Source organism: Janthinobacterium sp. HH104, from assembly GCF_001758715.1.
In the GTDB taxonomy this organism is placed as follows: Bacteria; Pseudomonadota; Gammaproteobacteria; order Burkholderiales; family Burkholderiaceae_D; genus Janthinobacterium; species Janthinobacterium aestuarii.
The window spans coordinates 36,745-59,837 of record NZ_LRIB01000030.1; the positions used below are offsets into that span (position 1 = coordinate 36,745).

A 23,093-nucleotide genomic window follows, 5' to 3' on the forward strand; every position below is an offset into this window, starting at 1 on the left:
ACGTCTCCGGCCACCGGGCCGGAGGCGCGGCAACCCATCGGATCAGCATGCATACACCCGTCACGCCCGGCCTCCTCATCCTGCACGGCAACCAGCTGGAACAGCTGCGCGCCGCCGTCTTCCAGTGGCTGCGCCAGCATCCGCTGGCGCCGCTGGAAACGGACATCTTCCTGGTGCAGTCGAACGGCGTGGCCGAATGGCTGAAGATCGCCCTGGCCGAGGAGATGGGCGTATGCGCCGCCACGCGCATCGCGCTGCCGGCGCGCCTGCTGTGGGAAAGCTACCGGGGCATGCTGGGGCGCGACAGAGTGCCGCGCGTGTCGCCGTTCGACAAGTCCCCGCTGACGTGGCGTTTGATGCGCCTGTTGCCGTCGTTGCTGGCCGACCCCGTGTTCGCGCCGCTGCGCTACTTCCTGGCCGATGGCGATTGCGAACGCCGGCTGCAGCTGGCCGAGCGCCTGGCCGACCTGTTCGACCAGTACCAGGTCTACCGCGCCGACTGGCTGGCCGATTGGGCGGCCGGGCGCGACCAGTTGCGCACGGCGCGCGGCGACTCCATCGTTCTGAAGGAAGACCAGCGCTGGCAGGCGCAGTTGTGGCGCGCCGTGGCGGCCGATGTCGAGGATTTCGAGCGCGACACGGGCCGCGCCGACATCCACGACGCCTTCCTGGCGGCGATCGCCGCCGGCGATACGCCGGTAGGCAAGCTGCCGCGCAGGGTCGTGCTGTTTGGCGTGTCGGCCTTGCCGTACCAGACCTTGCAGGCGCTGGCCGCGCTGGCGCGCCACACGCAGGTGGTGCTGGCCGTACCCAATCCGTGCCAGTTCTACTGGGGCGACATCATCGACGGGCGCGACTTGCTGCGCGCGGAAAATAAGCGCCAGCGCCAGCGCAACGGTACCGACCTGGCCGGGATTCCGCTGGAAGAACTGCATGCTCACAGCCACCCGCTGCTGGCCAGCTGGGGCAGGCAAGGGCGCGATTTCATCCGCATGCTCGACGAATTCGACGAACACGCGCAAGCCGAGGGGCGCGACGACAGCCTGCGCATCGACCTGTTTGGCGAGGAAACGGGCGAGACCCTGCTGCAGCAGGTGCAGGTGGCCATCCGTGAACTGCGTCCGCTGGCCGAGCATGAGCAAACGCCGCCCGATGCCGGCGACCGCTCGATCGAATTTCACGTGGCGCACAGCGTGCAGCGCGAAGTGGAAGTGCTGCACGACCAGCTGCTGGCCATGTTCGCGCACAGCGCCGAAACGGGTTTGCGTCCGCGCGACGTGGTGGTGATGGTGCCCGACATCGATACCTTCACGGCCGCCATCCACGCCGTCTTCGGCCAGTACCGGCGCAACGACGAGCGTTTCATCCCGTTCGAGATCGGCGACGTGAAGGACCGCAGCGTCAACCCGCTGCTCGTCGCGCTCGAGTGGCTGCTGCAGTTGCCGCAGCAGCGCTGCCGCCAGAGCGAAGTGCGCGACCTGCTCGACGTGCCCGCGCTGGCCACCCGCTTTGGCCTGCAGCCGGACGACCTGGTCACCCTGGGCGCCTGGATCGAAGGGGCGGGCGTGCGCTGGGGCCTGGACCAGCATCACCGCAGCGGCCTGGGTCTGGGCGCGGCCGGCGAGCAGAATGCGTGGATCTTCGGCGTGCGGCGCATGCTGCTCGGCTATGCCAGCGGCGGTGGCGCCAGCTTTGGCGGCATCGAACCGTATGCGGAAGTGGGCGGCCTCGATGCGGCGCTGGCGGGCTCGCTGGCGCAGCTGGTCGAGGCGCTGCTGCACTGGCGCACCGTGCTGGCCGACGCGCGCACGCCAGCCGAGTGGGGCGTGCAGGCGCGCGCGCTGCTGACTGCCTTCTTTGACGCCGACGACGAGGGCGACCGCCTGACCCTGGCGCAGCTGGAAGGCGCCTTGCAGGGCTGGCTGGAAACGTGCGAGCATGCGGGCTTTGTCGAGCCGGTGCCGTTGTCCGTGCTGCGCGTGGCGTGGTTGGGCGCGCTGGACGAGCCGACCCTGAACCATCAATTCGTCTCCGGCGGCGTGACGTTTTGCACCCTGATGCCGATGCGCGCCGTGCCGTTCCGCGTCGTGTGCCTGCTGGGCATGAACGATGGCGACTTCCCGCGCCGCGCGCAAAAGGCCGATTTCGACTTGCTGGCGCTGCCCGGCATGGCGCGTCCGGGCGACCGCTCGCGCCGCGACGATGACCGCTACCTGATGCTCGAAGCCTTGCTGGCCGCGCGCGACAAACTGTATGTGAGCTGGGTGGGGCGCAATGTGCGCGACAATTCCGAGCAGCCGCCGTCCGTGCTCGTGTCGCAGCTGCGCGATTACCTGGCCGCCGGCTGGTCGCTGGACCGGCACCTGGTCTCGCTGACCACCGAGCACGCGCTGCAGCCGTTCAGCCGCCGCTATTTCGAAGCCGATGGCTTGCTGACGTACGCGCGCGAATGGCGCGTCGCGCATGCCGATGTGGAGGCGCAGTCCGGGGAACTGGCGCTGGGCCCTTACGAGCTCGATCCGGGCACGCGTTTGAAACTGGGCGAGCTGGCCAGCTTCTTGCGCCAGCCCGTCAAATACTTTTTCCGCCGCCGCTTGAGCGTGCATTTCGCCGATGCGGCCATGCTGGGCGAGGATGAAGAACCGTTCGGCCTGAATGCGCTCGAGCGCTATCTGCTGGAAGACACCATGCTGGACGACGGCGGTGCCGTGGAAGCGTTGGACGACGTGCGCGCCAGCCTGGAAGCGCGCGCGGAAAAGCTGGCGCGCGAAGGCGTGCTGCCGATCGGCCTGATTGGCCGGCAAGTGCAGGCGCAGCTGGTCGAGGCGCTCGTGCCCGTGCGCAGCGCATGGCTGTCCTTGCGCGCCTCGTTCCCGTACGCGGCCGACAAGCGCGCCATCAACCTGCCGTTTGGCGAAGTGCAGATCGACGACTGGCTCGACAAATTGTGCAGCAACGGGCAGGACACGGCCTGGCTGATGCAGATTTCCTCGAAGGTGACGGACAAGAACGGTCTGGCGCGTGGCGACAAGCTGATGCTGATGTGGCTGCGCCAGCTGGCCGCCGCCGCCCTCGGCTTTCCCGTCACCGGCTACCTGGTGGCGCGCGACGCCATCGTCAGCATGGCGCCGCTCGATCCGGCCACGTCGCGCGACGCGCTGGCCACCTTGCTGGCGCTGTGGCGCGAAGGCATGAACCATCCGCTGCCGACGGCGTGCAAGACGGGGCTGGCGCTGGTGCGGCAGGGCGACCCGCGCGCCGTGTATGACGGCGGCTTCGACATGACTGGCGAGCGCGCGGAACTGTGTCTGGCGCGCCTGTGGCCCGAGTTTTCCGCGCTGGCTGCGGAGGAAGCGTGGGAAGACTGTACGCGCGAGCTGTATGGCCCGCTGGCCGACTGGCTGCAGGAACACATCACGATCGACCCGATCAGCGCGCCCGATGAAGGCGCGGGAGAAGAACAATGACGAGCCATCTGCTCAACCCCCTGGCGTTTCCGCTGCACGGCTCGCGCCTGATCGAAGCGTCGGCCGGTACGGGTAAAACCTGGACCATCGCCGCGCTGTACGTGCGTCTCGTGCTGGGGCATGGCGACGGCGACAGCCGCTTTACGCGGCCGCTGCTGCCGGCTGACATCCTCGTGATGACGTTTACCCGCGCCGCCACGCGCGAATTGTCGAACCGCGTGCGCGAGCGCCTGATCGAGGCGGCCGCTTATTTTCGCCACGAATCCGGCGGCAGCGACCCGTTTCTCGACGCCTTGCTCGAATCCTATCCGGACGAGAGCGAGCGGCAAAAGGCCGCGTACCGGCTGATGCTGGCCGCCGAGACGATGGATGAAGCGGCCATTTTCACCATCGACGCCTGGTGCCAGCGCATGCTGCGCGAGCATGCGTTCGACAGCGGCAGCCTGTTCGACGAGGAACTGGTCAGCGACGAGCAAGCCTTGTTCGAGGATGCGGCACACGATTACTGGCGCCAGCAAGTCTACCCTTTGCCGCCGCAGGCGCTTGACGTGCTGCTGGCCTGCTGGCCCGACGTCGGCGCCCTGAAGAAGGGCGCGCGCGAGCTGGCGCGCCGCTCGGACATCATGCGCATGGCCGACGAAGAGCCGTTGTCGGCGTTGATCGCGCGCGAACAGCGGGCGCTGGCCGCGCAGCTGGCCACCCTGAAGGCGGGCTGGGTCGAGCGCGTGGACCAGATGGCGATGTGGATCAATGACCACCGCGCCGCCAATCCCAAGTGTTTTAATGGCGTCAAGATGAAGCCGGAGAACCTGGCGAAGTGGTTCGACGGCTTGCGCAAATGGGCGCAAGATCCGCTGTTGCTGCTGCCCGCCATCACGGCCAAGGCGTGGGAACGCTTGACGCCGTTCGGCATCGAGGATGCGTTTGCCAAGAGTTTCACGGCGCAGGTGCCCGAATGCTTCGAGCATACGGAGGCACTGGGGATCGCCCTGGCGGGTATCACGCCGCTGGCGCACAAGCTGCACTTGCATGCGGCGGCGGCCATCGCGCGGCGCATGGATCAGTTAAAACGCCAGTCGCGCCAGTTCGGCTTTGCCGACATGCTGCAGCGCCTGCACGACGCGCTGGCCGGCGAGAATGGCGCGGCCCTGCGCCAGCGCATCATCGACCAGTATCCGCTGGCCATGGTCGATGAATTCCAGGATACGGCGCCCGCCCAGTACCAGATTTTCAACCTGCTGTACCGGATCGCCGACAACGATCCGGCTCTGGGCCTGTTCCTGATCGGCGACCCGAAGCAGTCGATCTACGGCTTTCGCGGCGCCGACATCCAGAGCTACCTGGCGGCGCGCCGCGCGACCACGGGACGCCACTACCAGCTGGGCACCAACTACCGTTCGACGGCCCCGCTGGTGGCGGCCGTCAACCAGCTGTTCCTGCACGCGGAGCGCGACGAGGTGCCTGCCGGCGCCTTCCGCTACCGTAAAGGGGGCGAGAATCCGCTGCCGTTCGAGGCCGTCGACGCCAAGGGCCGCGCCGAATACCTGGTGAACGCCAGCGGTCCGCTGCCGGCTCTGCTGGCCGCCTGCGCCAGCGATGAAGCGCTGCGCGGTGACAGCTACCGCGAGTATTTCGCACAGCACTGCGCCGAACATATCGTTGCCATGCTGGGCGACCCGCAGGCCGGTTTTACGGGCCCCGATGGTTTTGTGCGCCTGCAGCCGGCCGATGTCGCCATCCTTGTGCGCGACCGCAAGGAGGCGGCCGCCATCCGCCGCGCGCTGGCGCGCCGCCGGGTCGCCAGCGTCTACCTGTCCGACAAGGATTCCGTCATCGACAGCGAGGAAGCGCAGGACGTGCTGCGCTGGCTGGCGGCGCTGGCCAACCCGCTCGACGGAGGACTGGCGCGCGCCGCGTTTGCCACGCGCACGATCGGCCTGTCGCTGGGCGAGCTGGCGCGCCTGTCGAGCGATGAGCTGGAATGGGAACGCCGGGTCGAGCAACTGAAGGCTCTGCACCTGATCTGGCAGCGCCAGGGCGTGCTGGCCATGCTGCGCCGTTTCATCCACGAATTGCAGCTGCCGGCCATGCTGCTGCAGCAGACGGGCGGCGAGCGGCGCTTGACGAATCTGCTGCACCTGGCCGAATTGCTGCAATCGGCCAGCCGCCAGCTCGATGGCGAGCAGGCGCTGATACGCTGGCTGGCCGAACAGATCGCCGGCGAAGGCGAAAACGGCGACGAGCGCGTGCTGCGCCTGGAAAGCGATGCGGAGCTGGTGAAGGTCATCACCGTGCACAAGTCCAAGGGGCTCGAATATCCGCTCGTGTATCTGCCGTTCGCCGTCACGGCGCGCAAGGTGGATAAACGCAACCGCAGCTTCTTCGAGTATGCAGGCGACGATGGCGAACGCCGCCTCGACCTGTCCTTGTCCGACGAGGCCATGGCGTTTGTGGAAGAAGCGCGCATCGAGGAAGACTTGCGCCTGCTGTACGTGGCCCTGACGCGGGCGCGCCACTTCCTGTGGCTGGGCGTGGCCGCCCAGGCGGCGCGCAAGGCGGGCGAGAACACCTTGCACGAATCGGCGCTCGGCTACCTGCTGACGGGCGGCGACAAGTTGCCGTTCGACCAGCTGCTGTTGCGCTGGCAGCAGGTGGCGGGCGATTGCGACGCCATCTATGTCAGCGCGCTGGGGCAGCCCGACGCCTGCACGGTGCTGGACCGGGTGGAGCGGCGTCCCGAGTTGCGTCCCGCGCCCGTGTTCACGGGCGAATTCGAGCGTGACTGGTCGGTGGGCAGCTTCACGTCGCTGACGCGCCAGATCGGCGCCGTGGCGGCCGCGCACGTGCCGCAGCGGGCGCTGGAAGAAACCTTGCTGGAAGATGGCACGGCTGTCGCCGTGGTCACGCCGACGCACATGGGCGACGCGCCCTGGCACCGTTTTCCGCGCGGCTCCGTTCCCGGCAATTTCCTGCACGAGCAGCTCGAGTGGATGGGCAGCGAAGGTTTTGACAGCGTCCACGATGACAACTTCGACACCCGCCTCGCCGCGCGCTGCGAGCGCTCGGGCTGGGGCCACCGCCAGGACGACGCCATCGCCTGGCTCAGGGAAATCGCCATCACGCCGCTGCCGCTGCTCGATGCATCGCTGTCGCAGTTGGATAGCACCCTGTCCGAGATGGAGTTCTGGTTCCCCAGCGAGCATTTGTCCACGGCGGCGCTCGACCAGCTGTGCACGCGTTTGCTGCTCGACGGCGCACCGCGTCCCGTGCTGCCGCGGCGCCAGCTGCACGGCATGCTGAAAGGTTTTGCCGACCTGGTCATCGAACGGGATGGCCGCTACTGGGTGCTCGACTACAAGTCGAATGCGCTGGGCGCCAACGACGCGGCCTACCACACGCAGGCGCTGGCGGCCGGCATGGCGCAGCACCGCTACGATATCCAGGGCGCCATCTACATGCTGGCCTTGCACCGGTTGCTGAAAAGCCGTTTGGGCGACGCCTACGACCCGGCCGAGCACCTGGGCGGCGCCATCTTCCTGTTTTTGCGCGGCATAGCGAATGCGGACACGCATGGCTGCTACTGGCTGGCGCCGCAACTGGAACTGTTGGACGGCCTCGATCAACTGTTAGAAGAAACGGAACACCATGCAGCATAACGCGCAGTTGGATACCCTGCAGATGGATGCCTTGTTCAGCCATATCGACGGCGTTGCCGAGGCGGGGCACCTTCGCCGCCTGAGCGCCGCGTTTGCCCGCTTCATCGGCACGCTGGACGACAACGCACCGAATGCGTCCGCCGTGGCCGTGGCCTGCGTCGTGCTGTCCGAGCTGGAAGGGCGGGGGCACAGCTGTCTGATGCTGTTTGAGCTGGCCAGCGAACCGTCGCAGCTGCTGGGCTGGAGCGAAGAGCTGTGGCATGGCGTGCTGGCCGTTTCCGGTCCGTTGCCGGACAGCGTCGAGGGCTGGCGCGCGCTGCTGGCCGGCGCGCCGCAGGTGTGGACGGTGGGCGCGGCTGACGTGCGCCAGCCGCTGGTGCTCGATGGCGACCGCCTGTATTTGCGCCGCTACTGGCGCGATGAAAGCCTGGTGGGCGAAAAAATCGCTGCGCGCGCGCAGGATTTGACGAATCCGCCGCTGGCGCAGGTGCGGCTATGGCTCGATATCCTGTTCGACCAGCCCACGCAGGACGGTGGGCCGGACTGGCAAAAAGTGGCATGCGCCATCGCGCTGCGCGGCAAGGTGGCGATCATCACGGGCGGTCCTGGAACTGGCAAGACCTACACGGTAGCCAGTTTGCTGACCTTGCTGTTTGCCGTTTCGCCGCAGCCGGAGCAGCTGCGCATCGCGCTGGCCGCGCCGACCGGCAAGGCGGCCGCGCGGCTGAAACAGTCGATCGACAAGGCTTTGGAGGGGCTGGCGGCCAAGGCGGGCGATGCGCTGCCCCTGCTGGAACTGGCGCGGCGCATGGGCGCGGCGCGCACCCTGCATAGTTTGCTGGGCGCGCGGCCCGATACGCGCGCCTTTGCCCACCACGCGGGCAATCCGCTCGACGTCGACGTGCTGATCGTCGATGAAGCGTCGATGGTGCACCTGGAGATGATGGCGTCCGTGCTCGACGCCTTGCCACCCACGGCGATATTGATCCTGCTCGGCGACAAGGACCAGCTGGCGTCCGTGGAAGCGGGTGCCGTGCTGGGCGACTTGTGCCACGACGCGCAGGCGGGCGGCTACACGCCGGCTACCATCGCGTATGCGCAGGCGGCCAGCGGCGTGGCCATTCCGCCCGACTTCGCGGGGGCCGCTGGCGCGCTGGCGCAGCAGACGGTGATGCTGCGCCACAGCCACCGTTTCAGCGGTCCGATCGGCGAGCTGGCCTTGGCCGTGAATGGCGGCAGGCCCGATCTTGCCAAAGCGTGTTTTGCCGGCGACAGCGGCGGCCAGCTGGCGTGGAGCGTGAGCGCGCAGCCGGACGAGGTGCTGCGCCTGGCCTTGCGTGGCCGCGCGGACGCGCCGGGCGGCTACCAGCCCTACCTGGCACTGGTGAATGCGGGCGAAGCGGCGTACGCGCAGCATGACGACTGGGTGCGCGCCGTGCTGCATGCGTTTGAGTCGTTCCGCATCCTGTGCGCCGTGCGCGAGGGCGAGTGGGGCGTGGCCGGCTTGAACACGGCCATTGAGCTGCGCCTGGAAAAGGAAGGCTTGATACGCCGCAGCGAATGGTATGTGGGCCGTCCCGTGATGGTCACGCGTAACGATTACGGTACGGGCGTGTTCAATGGCGACATCGGCTTGACCCTGCGCGATCCGGCGCGGCCCGGATCATTGCGCGTGTACTTCCTGGAAGGCGAGAACGTGCGCAGCGTGCTGGCCACGCGCTTGCGCCACGTGGAGACGGCGTTCGCCATGACGGTGCATAAATCGCAGGGTTCGGAATTCCGCCACACGGTGCTGGTGCTGCCGCAGGAGGGCGGCGCCATGCTGGCGCGCGAACTGGTCTACACGGGCATCACGCGCGCGCGCGACTTCTTTACCCTCGTCTCGCCCACGCAGGCCGTGCTGTTCGACGCGATTCTGCGCCGTACGCAGCGGGCCAGCGGCTTGAGAGGGCTGATCGGCTGATAGGGTTTGACAGGTTTCCACATGGAAATATATGTGTTGTATTCCGAATATTGATGATAATTGTTCCGATTTTTGTGTGAAAATGCTTTCATAGAGAAAGTGGTGCAGAGCACTGTTTCTCGTCACTCAAATCGAAACGAGGAGTCCATCATGTTGTCTTCCCTTCGCACGCGGCTGGTGCTCATCTGCGTGGCCATCGTCGTATTGTCCATGCTGGCCTTGTCGGTCGCCAATTACGTCACCACACGCAGCAGCATGCTGGCGTCGTCGGACCAGCAGATGCAGCAGCTGCTGCAAAGCCAGTCGGCCGTGCTGGCGCAATGGGTCGATGGCAAGAAAAAGGTCATGGCGTCCGTCGTCATGTCGGCCGAGACGCCCGATCCGCTGCGCGCCTTCGAGATCGCGGAAAAGGCTGGCGATTTTGCGGAAGTGTTCATCGGCTACGCGGACAAGCGTTCCGTGTTTACCCATCCGGGCCGCCCGGCCGATTTCGACCCCACGGCGCGCGCCTGGTATACGGACACCGTCAAGGCGGGCGTGCCGATGCTCACGCCGCCGTACGTGGACGCGGCCAGCCACAAGCTCGTGGTGTCGTTCACGGCGCCCGTCGGGCCGAAGGAGGCATTGGTGGGCGTGGCGGGCGCGGACGTGCTGCTCGATACCGTGATTGCCAACGTGGTGGCGATCAAGCCGACGCCGCACAGCTTTGCCTTCCTCGTCGACCAGAGCGGCACCATCATCGCCCACGCGAACAAGGACCTTAGCCTGCAGCCGGTGGCGAAACTCGATGCGTCGCTGTCGGCCGCACAGGTCAACCGGCTGGAAAGCGCGCGCACGAGCGAGGCCGTGCGATTGAACGAGCGCGACGGCAAGCTGTACGTCACGCGCGTGGCCGGCACCGACTGGCTGCTGGCCGTGGTGCTCGACCAGCAGGAAGCCATGCAAGCCTTGCAGACGATGCTGACGACGGCCACCGTCACGGCCGCGCTGCTGACCGGGCTGGCCGCGCTGCTGCTGTCGCTGCTGGTGTTCAAGATGCTCAAGCGCCTGGAACTGGTGCGTGACGCGCTCGACGATATCGCCTCGGGCGAGGGCGACCTGACTCTCCGCCTCGACGCTTCCGGCGTGGACGAACTGGCGCAGATCGCCGGCGCCTTCAACCGCTTCATCGACAAGATCGCCGCCGTGCTCGTGAAAATCCGCACGGCCAGCGAGTCGGTCAAGGTATCGTCGTCGGAAATCGCCGCCGGCAACCAGGACCTGTCGTCGCGCACGGAGCAGCAAGCGAGTTCGCTGGAAGAGACGGCCGCCTCGATGGAGGAGCTGACCAGCACCGTCAAGCAAAATGCCGACAATGCGCGCCAGGCCAACCAGATGGCGCAATCGGCGTCCGGCGTGGCCAGCAAGGGCGGCCAAGTGGTGGCGCAGGTGGTCGATACCATGGCCTCGATCAACGATTCGTCGAAGAAGATCGTCGACATCATCAGCGTCATCGACGGCATCGCCTTCCAGACGAATATCCTCGCGCTCAATGCGGCCGTGGAAGCGGCACGCGCGGGCGAGCAGGGACGGGGCTTTGCCGTGGTGGCGACGGAAGTGCGTAATCTGGCTCAAAGATCGGCTGGCGCAGCGAAGGAAATCAAGCTGCTGATCGACGATTCGGTGAGCAAGGTCGATTCGGGCGCGCGCCTCGTCGACGAGGCGGGCGCGACGATGCAGGAAATCGTCGACAGCGTGCGCCGCGTCACCGACATCATGGGCGAGATCACGGCTGCCAGCGTCGAGCAAAGCTCGGGCATCGAACAGGTGAACCAGGCGATTGCGCAGATGGACCAGGTGACGCAGCAGAACGCGGCCCTGGTGGAAGAGGCGGCGGCCGCAGCGGAAAGCCTGCAAGACCAGGCCAGTACCCTGGCGCAGGTGGTGGGCGTGTTCAAGCTCGATGAAGGGCAGGCGCCGGCGCCTGTCAAACCGGTGGTGCGGGCAGCCATCGCACCGCGCATCGCCAGCCGTCCATCAACGGCGCCCGTCGCCAAGCCCGAACGCAGCGAGGAGTGGGAAACTTTCTAAGTAGCGTTCAAGCGCGCCGTGGCGCCAGGGTCGGCGCCATCTGTTTCGCCACGTCGAAAAAAGCGTTGGTGGCCGGCGTGTTCTGACGCCGGTCGCGCACGGCCAGGCCCACCTTGCGGCTGACGGGGGGATTCAAGGGCAGGGCGACCAGCTCCGGATACTGCTCGCGCAGCCGCTGGGGCAGGGCCAGTTCGGCGACGATGGACAGGCCGTCGCCGCGGCTGACCATGTCGAGAATGGTGATCACCTGGCTGATGCGGTAGGGCACCTGCGGCTGCAGGCCCGCGTTGGCGAACAGCGGCTCGATCAGGCAGGCGCAGCCCGCCTCGGACATGATGAACGGCCCTTCGCACAATTGGGCCAGGGTGATGGACGTTTCGCTGGACAGCGCATGGCTGCGCGGCACCAGCGCCATCATCTGGTCTTCCACCAGCGGCGCCGTATCGAAACGTTCGTCGGGCAGCACGACGAAGCCCACGTCGACCCGCCGCTCGCGTATCCACTGCACCACTTCATGGTCGGCGCCTTCGTCGATGCGCAGGTCGATGCCCGGATAGCGCAGGCGGAATTGCGCCGTGATGGCCGGCAGCAGATTCAAGGACGACGTCGGGCCGAATGAGCCGATGCGCAGGCTGCCCTGGCGCTGGCCCAGCACGTCGGCCGCTTCCTGGCGCATGGCTTCGGATAGCCCGAGGATTTCGCGCGCGCGCACCAGCAGCTGGCGGCCCACGTCGGTCAGCTCGGCCGAGGCCTGGTGGCGCACGATCAGGTCCACGCCCATCTCCTTTTCCAGCGCCTTCAAGGCATGCGAGACGGCCGACTGGCTGATGCCTAGCTGTGCGGCGGCGGCGGAAAAGCCGTGCAGTTCAGCCACCAAGGTAAAAATTTCCAGTTGCGTGAAGGTCATGGTGTGGTTTCTTTGATGTATGAGTATTCGCTCATTATTTCATGAGTTGATATTAGTATTAATATATATCTGCAGCATCCGCTGCACAAGCGACATCATAGGACTTTCCATGCGCACTACCGCCATACCTTCCGCCGCCTTGCCTTCCGTGCAATCGCCGCTCGTCTACCTGAAACTGATTTTCGTCGCCCTGTTCTGGGGCGGTACCTTTATCGCGGGGCGCGTGCTGGCGCAGCAGATGCCACCCATGACGGCCGCCAGCGGACGTTTCGGCGTGGCCGTGCTGCTGCTGCTTGTGCTGGCCTGGAAACTGGAAGGGGGCTTGCCGCGCCTGGACCGCAAGCAGCTGATGACGACGGCGGCCCTGGGCCTGACGGGCATCTTTCTGTACAACCTGTGCTTCCTGGCCGCGCTGTCGCGCATGCCGGCGGGGCGCACGGCTTTATTTGTCGCGCTGAACCCCATCGTCACGGCGCTGGCCTCGGCCATGCTGTTCCGCGAACGGCTCGGATCGTTCAAGTGGCTGGGCATCATGCTGGCGTTCTGCGGCACGGCGATCGTCATCACGCGCGGCGACCTTGCCGGCGTGCTGCACGGCACGGGCGGCGGCATCGGCATGGGCGAAGTGTTCATGTTTTGCGGCATTTCCAGCTGGGCCGCCTATACCCTGATCGGCCGGGTCGCGCTGAAGGGCTTGTCGCCGATCGCCGCCACCACGTATGCATCGATGTGGGGCCTGGCCTTTTTGCTGGTGGGGGCGGCCGTGGAATTTCCGAGCGTGCCATGGCACAGCTTCGGCTGGCAAGTGTGGGCCGCCATTGGCTACCTGGGCGTGTTCGGCACGGTGATCGGCTTTGTCTGGTATTACGAGGGCGTCAAAGCGCTGGGGCCGTCGCGCACGGCCGTGTTCAACAACCTCGTGCCCGTGTTCGGCATCGTGCTGGCGGCGGTGTTGCTGGGCGAGCCGGTGCTTGCCTCGATGCTGGTGGGCGGGGCGGTAACGATTGCCGGCGTCATCATGACCAACCGGCAAGCGAAATAGTTCTGGGGTCAGACCCGTCGGGTCTGACCCCAGCATTCAGCCGTGCTTAACGGGCGCGGCGGCGCTTCGACGGCTTCGCCGGCGCTTTTTTATGCCGGCTGACCGAGGCACGCATCACCTTCGGCTCTTCGATGCCGTTCTCGGCCGCCAGCATGCGGCGGATGTTGACGGCGTCCATGGCGCGCACGGAATTGGCGCGCGCGTTGAGCAGGATCATCGTGGCGAACTTGCCGGCCGACTTGATGCGCATGATCAGGCAGCGGCCCGCTTCATTCGTGTAGCCCGTTTTCGATAGGCCGATATCCCAGCCCTTGGCGCCCACCAGGCGGTTCGTGTTGTGGTATTCCACGTCGCGGCCCTTGATCTGGATGACGTCCTTCGAATCCGTGGTGATGCGGCTGATTTCCGGGTAGCGCGAGGCGGCCACGGCCATCTTGACGAGGTCGGCCGCCGTCGACTGGTTGTTCGGCGACAAGCCCGTCGGTTCTTCGATCACGGTCTGGCGCATGCCCAGGGCCTTGATCTTGGCGTTGACGGCCACGGCAAACGCCGTCGGGCCGCCGGGGAAGGTGCGCGCCAGCGAGGCGGCGGCGCGGTTGTCGGACGACATCAGCGCCAGTTGCAGCACGTCGTGGCGGCTCAGGGTGGCGCCCACGGGCACACGCGAGGTGCTGTGCTTCAGTGTATCGACGTCCTCGCGGTCGATGCTGATCTCTTCCTCCATGTTCGCCTTGGAGTCGAGCACGACCATGGCTGTCATGAGTTTGGTCAGCGAGGCGATGGGCACCACCACGTTGGAGTTTTTTTCAAGCAAGACTTTGCCTGTACCGTCTTCGACCACCAGTATCGACTGGGAACCGAAGGGCACGGCGATGGCCGCTGTCGAAAGCGTCATCAGCACCGCGGCGAACATTTTTTTGAGCATGGGATTGTATGTGGAAAAGCAGTTTTGGGGCGCCATCGTGGGCGCTGCGCGCAAATCCGGAACGGGGTCGCGCGGGGACGCGGCGTGTATCTCGGAGGCAATATTTGCCAAGCTTAGACAATACCATTAAAGATCAAGCGATGTCTACGGTACAGGCCCGTAACAGGCGGCGTTGCGGCCAATTTGGCAAATAAAAACGGCTATTCTTGCCGTAGTGAAAATTGTTACGCAATTATTGATTTCACCTTGGAAACTTCGTATGATTTGAGCAATATTGATGACGAGGGCCAGGCAGGCGCCGCACGCTTCGTCGTTGATGCCTGCCGCTTCGTGCTTCGTCGCCCCGCGCTATGCCCTGCAACAGGGGCGCCGTAGACTGCGTTCATGCCTGAATCACAGACCACGGAGAACGCATCGTGTTAAAAAAATATACGGACTGGTACCGCAGTGTCGATGAGGAATCGCTGCTGGTGCTGAAACACCCAGAGATGGCGGAGCAGGTCCAGGGACGGATGCGCCGCTACATCGCCATGAAGCTGGTCAAGCTGACGCCGATCGAGCGCCAGCAGTTGCACGATTTCCTGCTCAAGTACCGCGGCGCCGGTTTTTACATCGCCGCTTTCAAGCTGATGCTGTTGTTCAGCGCCATCGGCGTCGCACTGCACTTGCTGCTGCCAGCCAAGTTCGAATTGCTCAAGGCCCTGGTCTTCAGCAACGGCCTGGGGTTTGCGCTGGCGTGGGGCCTGGTGGGCGTCTGGTTCAATTACCGCAGTTCCGTGCGCAACAAGCTCAAGAAACTCTTGCTGATCGTGTCGACCTGCGTGGCCGGCGTGGCCGTTGGCGTGCTGATGGCCGGCCTCAGCGATACCGGTTCCATGGACATGGCCTTCGAGCGTTTGCTGCGCGTGGGCGGCACGGCCTTGCTCGTGGCTTGCCTGTTTTACATGGTGCCGCTGGCGATCGTGACCACCTGGCGCAACCGGCAGTACGAAGCGCTGACCCTGCAACTGCAGCAGGATGCCGAGCGCGACCGTCTGGCGCGCGAACTGAGCGAGTCGCAGCTGCGCCTGCTGCGCGCGCAGATCGAGCCGCATTTCCTGTTCAATACCCTGGGCGCCGTGCAGCAGCTGGCCGAGCAGGGCGCGCAAGGCGCCGGCAAGGCCGCGGCATTGACGGCCGACCTGATCGCCTTCCTGCGCGCCAGCCTGGCGGAGATGCGCAGCGAGCAAGTGCCCTTGCAAAGCGAGTTCGACATGGTGGCTGCGTATTTGCGCGTGATGCAGGCACGCATGGGCTCGCGCCTGCGCTATGCGCTGGACTTGCCGGCCGAGTTTGCGCACGCGACGATACCCAGCATGATCTTGCTGACCCTGGCGGAAAACGCCATCAAACACGGTATTGAACCGTCGTTGCGCGGCGGCGAGATCCGCCTGTCGGCGCTGCGGGTGGACGGCATGCTGCGCCTGCGCGTGCAGGATACGGGCATGGGTTTGCCTGCCAGCGGCGCCGACAGCGCACAGGGCGGCGGACTGGGCCTGGAAAACGTGCGCAGCCGGCTATTGCTGTCCGATCCGTCCGCCAGCCTGAGCCTGCACGACGGCGAGGAGGGCGGCGCGACCGCTGAAATATTGCTGCCCATCAAAATTGCATCGAGCCTGAAAGACCCTGCCGCATGAATCCCACCATCCTGATCGCCGAAGACGAACCCCTGATGCGCGAGCGCCTGCAAATGCTGCTGGCGCAAGCCTGGCCCGAAGCGCACGTCGTGCTGGTGGCGGAAAACGGCAACGATGCCTGGGACGGTTTCCTCGAGCATGAGCCGGACGTGGTCTTTCTCGACATCCGCATGCCGGGCCTGTCGGGCCTGGAAGTGGCCGAGCGCATCGGCAAGCGCGCCCACGTGGTGTTCGTCACGGCCTACGACCAGTACGCCGTCGACGCGTTCGACGCGGGCGCCGTCGACTACCTGCTCAAACCCGTGCAGGCCGAGCGCTTGCAGCGGGCGTTGGCCCGGCTGCGCGACAAGCTCGGCGCCCAGCCTGCCGACATGGCCAATTTACTGCAGTCGCTGCGTGCGGCCTTGCCGGCGCCGCCGCGCGACAAGTTGAAATGGATCAAGGCCAGCGTGGGCAAGCAGATCCGCCTGATCGACATCGACGACGTGCTGTTCTTCCAGGCCGACACCAAGTACACGCGCGTCGTGCTGGCCGGTTCGGAAGCGCTGGTGCGCACGCCATTGAAGGATTTGCTGGGCGGCCTCGATCCGGAACAGTTCTGGCAAATCCACCGCGGCACCATGGTCAACGTGAAAGCCATCGAGGCGGCTGAACGCATCGATGCCGAGCGCATGCAGGTGCTGGTGCGCGGCAGCACGGAAAAGCTGCCCGTCAGCCGCACGTTTACGTATCTGTTCCGCGATTAGCGACTAGCTGGCAAGGCAAACGCCGGGCGCTTACTGGATCTTGGCGATCGACACTTCCGTCGATTTGACCAGCGCGATGACTTCGCTGCCCACCTTCAAGTCCAGGTCCTTGATCGAGCGCGAGGTGATCACCGACGTGACGATGCCGTGCGGCGTTTCCACGTCCACTTCCGAGACCACGGGGCCAAAGATGATTTCCTTGATCTTGCCGCGAAACTGGTTGCGTACATTCACTTCCGAGATAGCCATGATATTTCCTTTGTGCCCGTAATACGCCATGCGGCGCGACAAGGCCAGAGTACGGCCAGCGCACGCTTTTGACCACGAATCGATGCGCATATCGATATGCGGAAAGGTGTGCATCAGAAGGCAGCTGGTAGCTGCTCTATCGCGTTCTTGAGGACCAGGTCGCATCGCTCCATCATGTCTTCATATTTTTTGGGCACATCCTTGTTGCGACTGAAACGGTTGAGCATATTGATGCACATGTCAGTCAAATGATTTTTCTGCAAGATCTGGTCGACGATATGTTGCGTGGCCCTGGAGATATGCTCGGCTGCTTCTGGAGAAAGTTGATTGCCGTTCTCGTCTGCCACGGTCACAAACCTGGCCCCCACCTTGCTCGCTTCGACTTGCCGCTCCAGTGACGCTACCTTTTCCTGTGCGGATACCACAGCCGCTCGCGCGGCAACGACATCAGCCGGCGCGGAACTGTTCTTGCCGTCCTTTGTCTGATCTTCCTGGAGCGCCCCCTTGTCATGCTGATCGCCGGTACTTTTGCCTGGTTCAGCTGCGGGGTCCCTCAAGTGCGTGAGTGTTGTCTTTTTGTCGTTGAGGTCAAGTTTTGCCTGTTCGAGTTTGCTTTGCAATTGTTTGCTGGCCTCCGTATCTGTCATTGGCATATTGCTTGTCTTGCGCGGAATCATCGCACCGGTTAATTGTTCGATGGCCAATACACCTAGTGTGAGATCTTGCGAGCGTGCCATCAGCATCATGACATCGCCGTCGGACAGCCAATTGTTTTGTGCAAACGCACAGATACGGAACAGATGTTCGCGCATCAAGGTGATCGATTGCGAATGCAGGCCGACACTTTGCGAATTGGCCTGCAACGCATTCGATACCGAAGCTGCGTTGTTGGCGGAGCTGACGGATGCGCCCAGCGATGAAATATAGGCTTGCAATGCGTCAGGGGTGGGCTCGGCACAAATGACACCTTCGGCATCGGCATATGCCAGGCGTTGCGGCGCATCCAGATGTATCGCAGTGGCCTGCTTGGGTAGTGCCGTAGTACGATCAATGGTGTTGAAATTGGCGCACGCCGAGAGCGACAGCATTACGGCGCTGCTCACGGCCAGGCGCCAGGAGGTAGGGGTGAGGCGAGCCGGCGCGGTCCTGTCGGAAACACTGGTAGGTATGGTAGGCATGATGTCGCTCCTTGAACGTTGATGCTTGCATTGATCGGCTGGCGCCGCCGCCGCAGGCCGCCGCCATTGACAACATGGTGCCTGCCTTGGTGCGCGTGCACATCCTTCATATGAAGGATGTGGCGCTATTGGGAGGGGGCGTGAATACAGACGGCGCCGATCCGGTCATCGCCGCCTTTTACCGGGCGGCATTGGAACCGTTGCAGTGGAGCGTGGCCATGCGCGCGTTCGCCCGGCTGGCGGGCGGCGATGTGGCTTGCTGTTTCCTGAAGGCGGAAACGGGCGCGGTACCGTCGCGCGGCTATGTGACCGGGCTGGACCAAAGCGCCTGGGAAGACGGCTACCGGCGCTACTATCACGCGCTTGATCCCGGCTATGCAGTGCTCACGCGCGGGCCGCCCGGGCGCATGCATCTGATGCAGGATTATTTCAGCGAGCAGGCCGTGGCGCGCAGCGAGTATTTCCAGGATTTCTATTTGCGCGCGGGCGTGCGCTATTCGTGCAGCGGCGTCGTGCGCGACAACGGCGCGCTCACCATCCTGTCCGCGCACCGCGCCGCGGGCCAGGGTCCGTATGACGGGAACACGCGCGGCCAGCTGCAGCGCGTGCTTGACCATCTGCCGAATGTTTTTTGCCTGCGCGATACGGCGCAGCAAGCCCAGGCGCATGGCGCGCTGGCCTGGGAGGCGCTCGACGCCTTGCCGCGCGCCATCTTGCTGGCCGATGCCTGCCTGCGGCTGGTTTTCATGAACCTGGCGGCGCAGCGCTTGCTGGCCGCGACGTCGCCGCTCGCCTCCGTGATCACCTTGCATGGCGGTAAGGTGGCTGTGCGCGTGAGCCAGCTGCAACAGCAACTGGCGCAGCGCGTACGGCAGGCTTGCGTCGGACTGGCGTGCCACCGTCCCGCTCCCTTGTATGCGAGTGACGCAGACGGCCGGCCGGCGCTGGAAATCGGCATCCTGCCGCTGCCCGTGCGTATCGGCCCGGCAGACGGGGAGGGCGCCAGCCTGGCCATGCTGTCCTTGCGGCCACTGTTCAGGAGCGGGCGGCGGCATTGGCCCGGCGCGGCCGAGCGGCCATGCGGCTTGACGGGCGCGGAGTGGTCGCTGGCGCTGGCCTTGGCCGACGGCATGGAGCCAGCCGAGTACGCGCAGCGCCAGGGCGTGTGCATCAGTACCGTACGCAGCCAGATCCAGGCCATCCTGGCCAAGACAGGCACGCACCGCAGCAGCGAGATCGCCAGCCTGTTCAGCGCGTTAGAGTGGCATGCTGGCGCGCAGCCATAAAAAAACCGGGACATGTCCCGGTTTTGTGCTGGTTCGGCGAAGATTACTTCTGATAAATCTTGTCGAACTCGCCGCCATCGTCAAAGTGTTTCTTTTGCGCTTGTTTCCAGCCGCCAAACACGTCATCGATGGTGAACAGCGTGATCGGCTTGAAGCTGGCCGCGTATTTCTTGGCGACTGCTGCCGAACGGGGGCGCAGATAGTGCTTGGCGACCAGTTCCTGGCCGGGTTCCGAGTACAGGTATTGCAGGTAGGCCGTGGCTTCCTTGCGGATGCCGCGGCGGTCGACGACCTTGTCGACGACGGCCACCGGGGACTCTGCCAGGATGGAGATGCTTGGATACACCACTTCGAAGTTGTCGCCGAATTCGGCGCGCACCAGTTGTACTTCATTTTCAAACGTCACCAGCACGTCGCCGATTTCACGCTGCGTGAAGGTGGTCGTGGCGCCGCGGCCGCCGCCGTCCAGCACGGGTACGTTCTTGAACAGCTTGGTAACGAGGTCGCGCGCCTGCGCTTCGCTGCCGCCTTTTTTCACGGCATAGCCCCATGCCGCCAGGTAGGTGTAGCGGCCATTGCCCGAGGTTTTCGGGTTCGGCACGATGACCTTGATGCCGGGCTTGGCCAGGTCGTCCCAATCCTTGACGCGTTTCGGGTTGCCTTTGCGCACCAGGTACACCATGGTCGAATAAAACGGCGCCGCATTGTTCGGGAATTTCTTGGCCCAGTCGGCCACCACGAGGCCGCGGTCGACGAGGATATCGATGTCATTGGCCTGGTTCATGGTCACGACTGACGCTTCCAGGCCATCGGCGACGGAGCGCGCCTGCTTGCTCGAGCCGCCGTGCGATTGCTTAATGGTGATGGTTTCACCCGTTTTGGCTTTCCAGTCAGCAATAAACGCGGGATTCACATCCTTGAACAGTTCGCGCATCACGTCGTACGAGGCGTTCAGCAAGACCACGGGTTCGGCGGCGCTGGCCGCCATGGGCAGGCTCATGGCGGCAGCGGACGCGGCCAGGGCGCTGGCCAGGAACCAGCGGCGCGAGCGTTGGGTGAGCGTCGCTGCGGTGGTCAATACGGCGTTGGAATGGGTCATGTTGAACTCTTGTTGTGAGAATAGATAGACATAGTCTAAAATTCCGGCCGGAAAAGAAACGAATTTTTCGTAATATGCTTAGATTTGATTCCCGTTTACGCTAAAAAACAGATATCGATTTTTGGAAACATTCGTGGGCAAGGCGCGCACCAGCACTTAGTCTGCAGGCATGGCGCCATAGGCAAAACCGGTCTGTGGCGTGCGGCAAAAAACCCGATTGCGCCGCTTGGTGTATAGTCGAATCGCACGATACAGGGGTAAACCGCCTGCATCGGCAACTGGAATATTTTGTGAGCGTACATGAGTCTTGAAATTCGTATTGCAACATCGACCGACGCTTTCGAGGCGTGCAACGTATTACGACGCTCCATCGTCGAATGCTGCAGCCTCGATCATCGGGACGATCCGGCCATCCTGGAAGCCTGGCTGGGCAATAAAACACCGCAGATGGTGGCGTGCTGGTTCGCGTCGCCCACCAATTTTTCGCTGGTCGCAGTCGAGGCGGGCGCCGTGGTCGGCGTCGGCTTGCTGACGCGCGCCGGCAAGCTGGCCCTGTGCTACCTGCTGCCCGAGGCGCAAGGCCGCGGCGCGGGCAAGGCGCTGGTGGAGCAGCTGGAAGCGCAGGCGCGCGAGTGGGGCATCAAGGCCCTGCAGCTGCACAGCACTGCCAGCAGCCAGGCCTTTTTCGTCAAGCGGGGCTATGTCGAGGCGGGCAATGTGCGTTCGCCATATGGCGTGGAAACGATTTTTTGCTGGAAACAGATTGATCCCGCAGGCATTGCCAGTGGGGATCCCAAGCGCAAGCGCTTTTGCAACTGCAATTCGGCCTGACGGCTAGCTTGTCCTTCAGCCCGCCCATCCGGCGGCGGGCCTTTCCTTCCTTTGAATAGTTCCCCTCAATAACTGATCTGGATATACACGCCTGGTTGCGCGCGATCGTTTGCCGGTAGCAAGGTGCCGCCGGCAAACAGTTTCAGTTCGCCGGGCGCGAAGGCCAGCCAGTCCTCGTTTTGCGTCAGCGGATGCGTGGCGATGACGGCGATGCGGTCGTCCAGATGGTTGTGCTGGCGAAAGTCGATGCTGCGCTCGCAGTCGATCAGTTGCGCTACGGAAAACGGGTATTCGCGTATCACATAGTGCAAATGCGTGGAACAGTGGGCAAACAGCAGCTCGCCGTCCGACAGGATGAAATTGAAGCAGCCGTGCGCGGCGATGTCCGTGGCGACCTCGGCGATGGCGGTGCGCAAGTCGGCGCGCGCGGGTTCGCCAGCGGGAAAGCGCGTGCGCAGGCTGGCCAGCAGGTGGCAAAACGCCTGCTCGCTGTCCGTGTCGCCGCTGGCGCGGTAGTGCGCATTGGCGGGCGCGCGCCACGTTTTCAAGTCGCCATTGTGGGCGAACGACCAGGTCTTGCCCCACAGTTCGCGGGCGAACGGGTGGGTGTTTTCCGGCGCGATGCGGCCCTGCGTAGCCTTGCGGATGTGCGCGACGATGTTTTTCGCCTTCATGGGATGCTGCTGTACCTGGGCCGCCAGCGGCGAATCGATGGCGGCCAGGTGATCCGTCAGCAAAGTGCAGCCGCTACTGGAATGATAAGCGATACCCCAGCCGTCGCGGTGCTCGTCCGTGCGTCCGCCCCGCTCGGCAAAGCCGGCAAAGGAAAATCCCAGCGCGGCCGGTTTGCTGCTGTTCATTGCGAGTAACTGGCACATGGCGGCCCTTCCTGATGGTATCGGTACATGTCCACAGTAAAGGCGGGCGCCGGGGGCGGGAACGAATGTTTCCGACTATCGTTATGCGCTGGCCGTCGCAATCCTTATGTGCTGGGCGCATATCAAATGGCGAAACCATTCGTTCTCCTTTGCTTGGCGCTGCCTTACTCTGCACACTTTGGCGCCGTCCTCCCCCACGAGGGCAGCTGGCGCAGCCCGATGAAGGAGCACGTATGCCATTTCCCGTCCTGAAAAATTACCTGGCCCGCCTGTCGCACCAAACCCAGGCCGGCACCAGCGTCTGGCTCGACGGGGAGGGCAGGGCGCTGGGGCGCTTTTTCAATTGCACCATGACGAGCGCCTTCCAGCCGCTGCGCGAACTGGACAGCGGCAAGCTGGTGGCGTTCGAAGGGCTGGCGCGCAGCGTGTCGAAGGCGGACGAGGGCTTGTCGCTGTGGCGCTTGCTCGACCACGCGGCCAGCGACGATGAATCCGTGGAGCTGGACCGGTTGTGCCGCATGCTGCACGCGATCAATTTCTTCCGCCAGGGCGAAGCGGAGCAGTCGGACCTGTACCTGAACGTGCATGACCGCCTGCTGAGCGCCGTCAGCAGCAATCACGGCCACGCTTTCCAGCGCATCCTCGACGCGCTGGGCTTGCCCATCGAGCGCATCGTGCTGCAATTGCCGACGGTCACGACTAACCAGGGTTGGCTGCTCAATTACGTGGCCGATAATTACCGGCGCAACGGTTTCCGCCTGGCCATCAATGTGGCCAGCGTGCAGGAGGCGACCGGCATGCTGGAGCGCTTGCACCCGCATGCGTTCAAGCTCGACGCGGGCAATCTCAGCGACGAGCAGGCCGTCGCCAGCTTCGTCACTCTGTGCCATGCGGCGAAGATCCGCGTCATTTTCAAGCGCCTCGACACGCCGCCGGCGCTGGCCGCGCTGCAGCGGGTCGCCGCCATCACGGGCTTGCCCATCGTGGCCCAGGGATATTTATTGGACAAGCCGTTGACGGCGCTGGCGCAGGCAAGCCGCCACGTGGCGGCCAGCGCGGCCGCCGCATAGGGCACCCAATACCAAAATGAGGGTGACACGATAGGCATTGAGGGTTTTTC

Annotated in this window: 16 protein-coding genes; 10 read left to right on the forward strand and 6 right to left on the reverse strand. The window is 64.6% G+C overall.

Features of this window, described 5'->3' with window-relative positions; genetic code table 11:
- Positions 1–47: 47 nt before the first annotated feature.
- From recC to JAB6_RS12155, 4 genes are all read left to right on the forward strand, one after another.
- Positions 48–3,467 (forward strand): exodeoxyribonuclease V subunit gamma, encoded by a 3,420-nt coding sequence (gene recC / locus JAB6_RS12140; protein WP_070303068.1) that lies wholly within the window; start codon positions 48–50, stop codon positions 3,465–3,467.
- Positions 3,464–7,123: an exodeoxyribonuclease V subunit beta gene (recB, locus tag JAB6_RS12145; RefSeq protein WP_070303069.1), complete on the forward strand. Its 3,660-nt coding sequence runs from the start codon at positions 3,464–3,466 to the stop codon at positions 7,121–7,123. Before recC ends, recB begins: the two co-directional genes overlap by 4 nt.
- Complete coding sequence (gene recD, locus JAB6_RS12150) at positions 7,113–9,086, forward strand: exodeoxyribonuclease V subunit alpha (protein ID WP_070303070.1); 1,974 nt, start codon at positions 7,113–7,115, stop codon at positions 9,084–9,086. Before recB ends, recD begins: the two co-directional genes overlap by 11 nt.
- 150 nt (positions 9,087–9,236) lie before the next feature.
- Positions 9,237–11,156 carry a methyl-accepting chemotaxis protein gene (locus tag JAB6_RS12155; RefSeq protein WP_083292692.1) on the forward strand — a complete coding sequence of 640 codons (1,920 nt, stop codon included), beginning with the start codon at positions 9,237–9,239 and terminating at the stop codon, positions 11,154–11,156.
- A gap of 7 nt (positions 11,157–11,163) precedes the next feature.
- On the opposite strand, the gene JAB6_RS12160 is transcribed toward JAB6_RS12155, so the two are convergent.
- Positions 11,164–12,063, reverse strand: coding sequence for a LysR family transcriptional regulator (locus JAB6_RS12160; RefSeq protein WP_034757691.1), 900 nt, complete (start codon positions 12,061–12,063; stop codon positions 11,164–11,166).
- A gap of 109 nt (positions 12,064–12,172) precedes the next feature.
- Here JAB6_RS12160 and JAB6_RS12165 point away from each other — a divergent pair, with 109 nt between their 5' ends.
- Entirely contained in the window at positions 12,173–13,105 is a 933-nt protein-coding gene (locus tag JAB6_RS12165; protein WP_070303071.1) for a DMT family transporter, read from the forward strand.
- A 46-nt stretch (positions 13,106–13,151) separates the two neighbouring features.
- Here the strand turns inward: JAB6_RS12165 and JAB6_RS12170 are convergent, their stop codons facing one another.
- Complete coding sequence (locus tag JAB6_RS12170) at positions 13,152–14,030, reverse strand: serine hydrolase (protein ID WP_034758101.1); 879 nt, start codon at positions 14,028–14,030, stop codon at positions 13,152–13,154.
- A 416-nt stretch (positions 14,031–14,446) separates the two neighbouring features.
- Between JAB6_RS12170 and JAB6_RS12175 the strand changes: the two genes are divergently transcribed.
- Both JAB6_RS12175 and JAB6_RS12180 read left to right on the forward strand, forming a co-directional pair.
- The gene (locus JAB6_RS12175; RefSeq protein ID WP_070303072.1) at positions 14,447–15,706 is read left to right on the forward strand and encodes a sensor histidine kinase; all 1,260 of its coding nucleotides are present in this window, start codon (positions 14,447–14,449) and stop codon (positions 15,704–15,706) included.
- A complete protein-coding gene (locus JAB6_RS12180) occupies positions 15,703–16,452 on the forward strand; it encodes a LytTR family DNA-binding domain-containing protein (protein WP_034757697.1) in 750 nt (249 codons plus the stop codon). Before JAB6_RS12175 ends, JAB6_RS12180 begins: the two co-directional genes overlap by 4 nt.
- Before the next feature lie 30 nt (positions 16,453–16,482).
- On the opposite strand, the gene JAB6_RS12185 is transcribed toward JAB6_RS12180, so the two are convergent.
- On the reverse strand, positions 16,483–16,701 hold the full coding sequence (locus tag JAB6_RS12185) for a molybdopterin-binding protein (RefSeq protein WP_034757699.1): 219 nt from the start codon (positions 16,699–16,701) through the stop codon (positions 16,483–16,485).
- 113 nt (positions 16,702–16,814) lie between these two features.
- The gene (locus tag JAB6_RS12190) at positions 16,815–17,879 is read right to left on the reverse strand and encodes a hypothetical protein (RefSeq protein ID WP_070303073.1); all 1,065 of its coding nucleotides are present in this window, start codon (positions 17,877–17,879) and stop codon (positions 16,815–16,817) included.
- A gap of 140 nt (positions 17,880–18,019) precedes the next feature.
- On the opposite strand from JAB6_RS12190, the gene JAB6_RS12195 reads away from it, so the two are divergent.
- Positions 18,020–19,165 carry a LuxR family transcriptional regulator gene (locus JAB6_RS12195; protein WP_139143370.1) on the forward strand — a complete coding sequence of 382 codons (1,146 nt, stop codon included), beginning with the start codon at positions 18,020–18,022 and terminating at the stop codon, positions 19,163–19,165.
- 43 nt (positions 19,166–19,208) lie between these two features.
- On the opposite strand, the gene JAB6_RS12200 is transcribed toward JAB6_RS12195, so the two are convergent.
- Positions 19,209–20,264 (reverse strand): sulfate ABC transporter substrate-binding protein, encoded by a 1,056-nt coding sequence (locus JAB6_RS12200; protein WP_139143371.1) that lies wholly within the window; start codon positions 20,262–20,264, stop codon positions 19,209–19,211.
- A 300-nt stretch (positions 20,265–20,564) separates the two neighbouring features.
- Between JAB6_RS12200 and JAB6_RS12205 the strand changes: the two genes are divergently transcribed.
- Positions 20,565–21,095, forward strand: a complete 531-nt coding sequence (locus JAB6_RS12205; RefSeq protein WP_034757728.1) for a GNAT family N-acetyltransferase — start codon at positions 20,565–20,567, stop codon at positions 21,093–21,095.
- Positions 21,096–21,160: 65 nt separating this feature from the next.
- Here the strand turns inward: JAB6_RS12205 and JAB6_RS12210 are convergent, their stop codons facing one another.
- Positions 21,161–21,973, reverse strand: a complete 813-nt coding sequence (locus JAB6_RS12210; protein WP_083292694.1) for a class II glutamine amidotransferase — start codon at positions 21,971–21,973, stop codon at positions 21,161–21,163.
- Between the two features lie 233 nt (positions 21,974–22,206).
- On the opposite strand from JAB6_RS12210, the gene JAB6_RS12215 reads away from it, so the two are divergent.
- The gene (locus tag JAB6_RS12215; protein WP_070303075.1) at positions 22,207–23,043 is read left to right on the forward strand and encodes an EAL domain-containing protein; all 837 of its coding nucleotides are present in this window, start codon (positions 22,207–22,209) and stop codon (positions 23,041–23,043) included.
- Positions 23,044–23,093 lie beyond the last annotated feature (50 nt).

Coding starts and splice junctions, on each gene's coding strand:
- recC (WP_070303068.1), top strand. CDS start 48: ATGCATACACCCGTCACGCCCGGCCTCCTCATCCTGCACGGCAACCAG.
- recB (WP_070303069.1), top strand. CDS start 3,464: ATGACGAGCCATCTGCTCAACCCCCTGGCGTTTCCGCTGCACGGCTCG.
- recD (WP_070303070.1), top strand. CDS start 7,113: ATGCAGCATAACGCGCAGTTGGATACCCTGCAGATGGATGCCTTGTTC.
- JAB6_RS12155 (WP_083292692.1), top strand. CDS start 9,237: ATGTTGTCTTCCCTTCGCACGCGGCTGGTGCTCATCTGCGTGGCCATC.
- JAB6_RS12160 (WP_034757691.1), bottom strand. CDS start 12,063: ATGACCTTCACGCAACTGGAAATTTTTACCTTGGTGGCTGAACTGCAC.
- JAB6_RS12165 (WP_070303071.1), top strand. CDS start 12,173: ATGCGCACTACCGCCATACCTTCCGCCGCCTTGCCTTCCGTGCAATCG.
- JAB6_RS12170 (WP_034758101.1), bottom strand. CDS start 14,030: ATGCTCAAAAAAATGTTCGCCGCGGTGCTGATGACGCTTTCGACAGCG.
- JAB6_RS12180 (WP_034757697.1), top strand. CDS start 15,703: ATGAATCCCACCATCCTGATCGCCGAAGACGAACCCCTGATGCGCGAG.
- JAB6_RS12185 (WP_034757699.1), bottom strand. CDS start 16,701: ATGGCTATCTCGGAAGTGAATGTACGCAACCAGTTTCGCGGCAAGATC.
- JAB6_RS12190 (WP_070303073.1), bottom strand. CDS start 17,879: ATGCCTACCATACCTACCAGTGTTTCCGACAGGACCGCGCCGGCTCGC.
- JAB6_RS12200 (WP_139143371.1), bottom strand. CDS start 20,264: ATGACCCATTCCAACGCCGTATTGACCACCGCAGCGACGCTCACCCAA.
- JAB6_RS12205 (WP_034757728.1), top strand. CDS start 20,565: ATGAGTCTTGAAATTCGTATTGCAACATCGACCGACGCTTTCGAGGCG.
- JAB6_RS12210 (WP_083292694.1), bottom strand. CDS start 21,973: ATGTGCCAGTTACTCGCAATGAACAGCAGCAAACCGGCCGCGCTGGGA.
- JAB6_RS12215 (WP_070303075.1), top strand. CDS start 22,207: ATGCCATTTCCCGTCCTGAAAAATTACCTGGCCCGCCTGTCGCACCAA.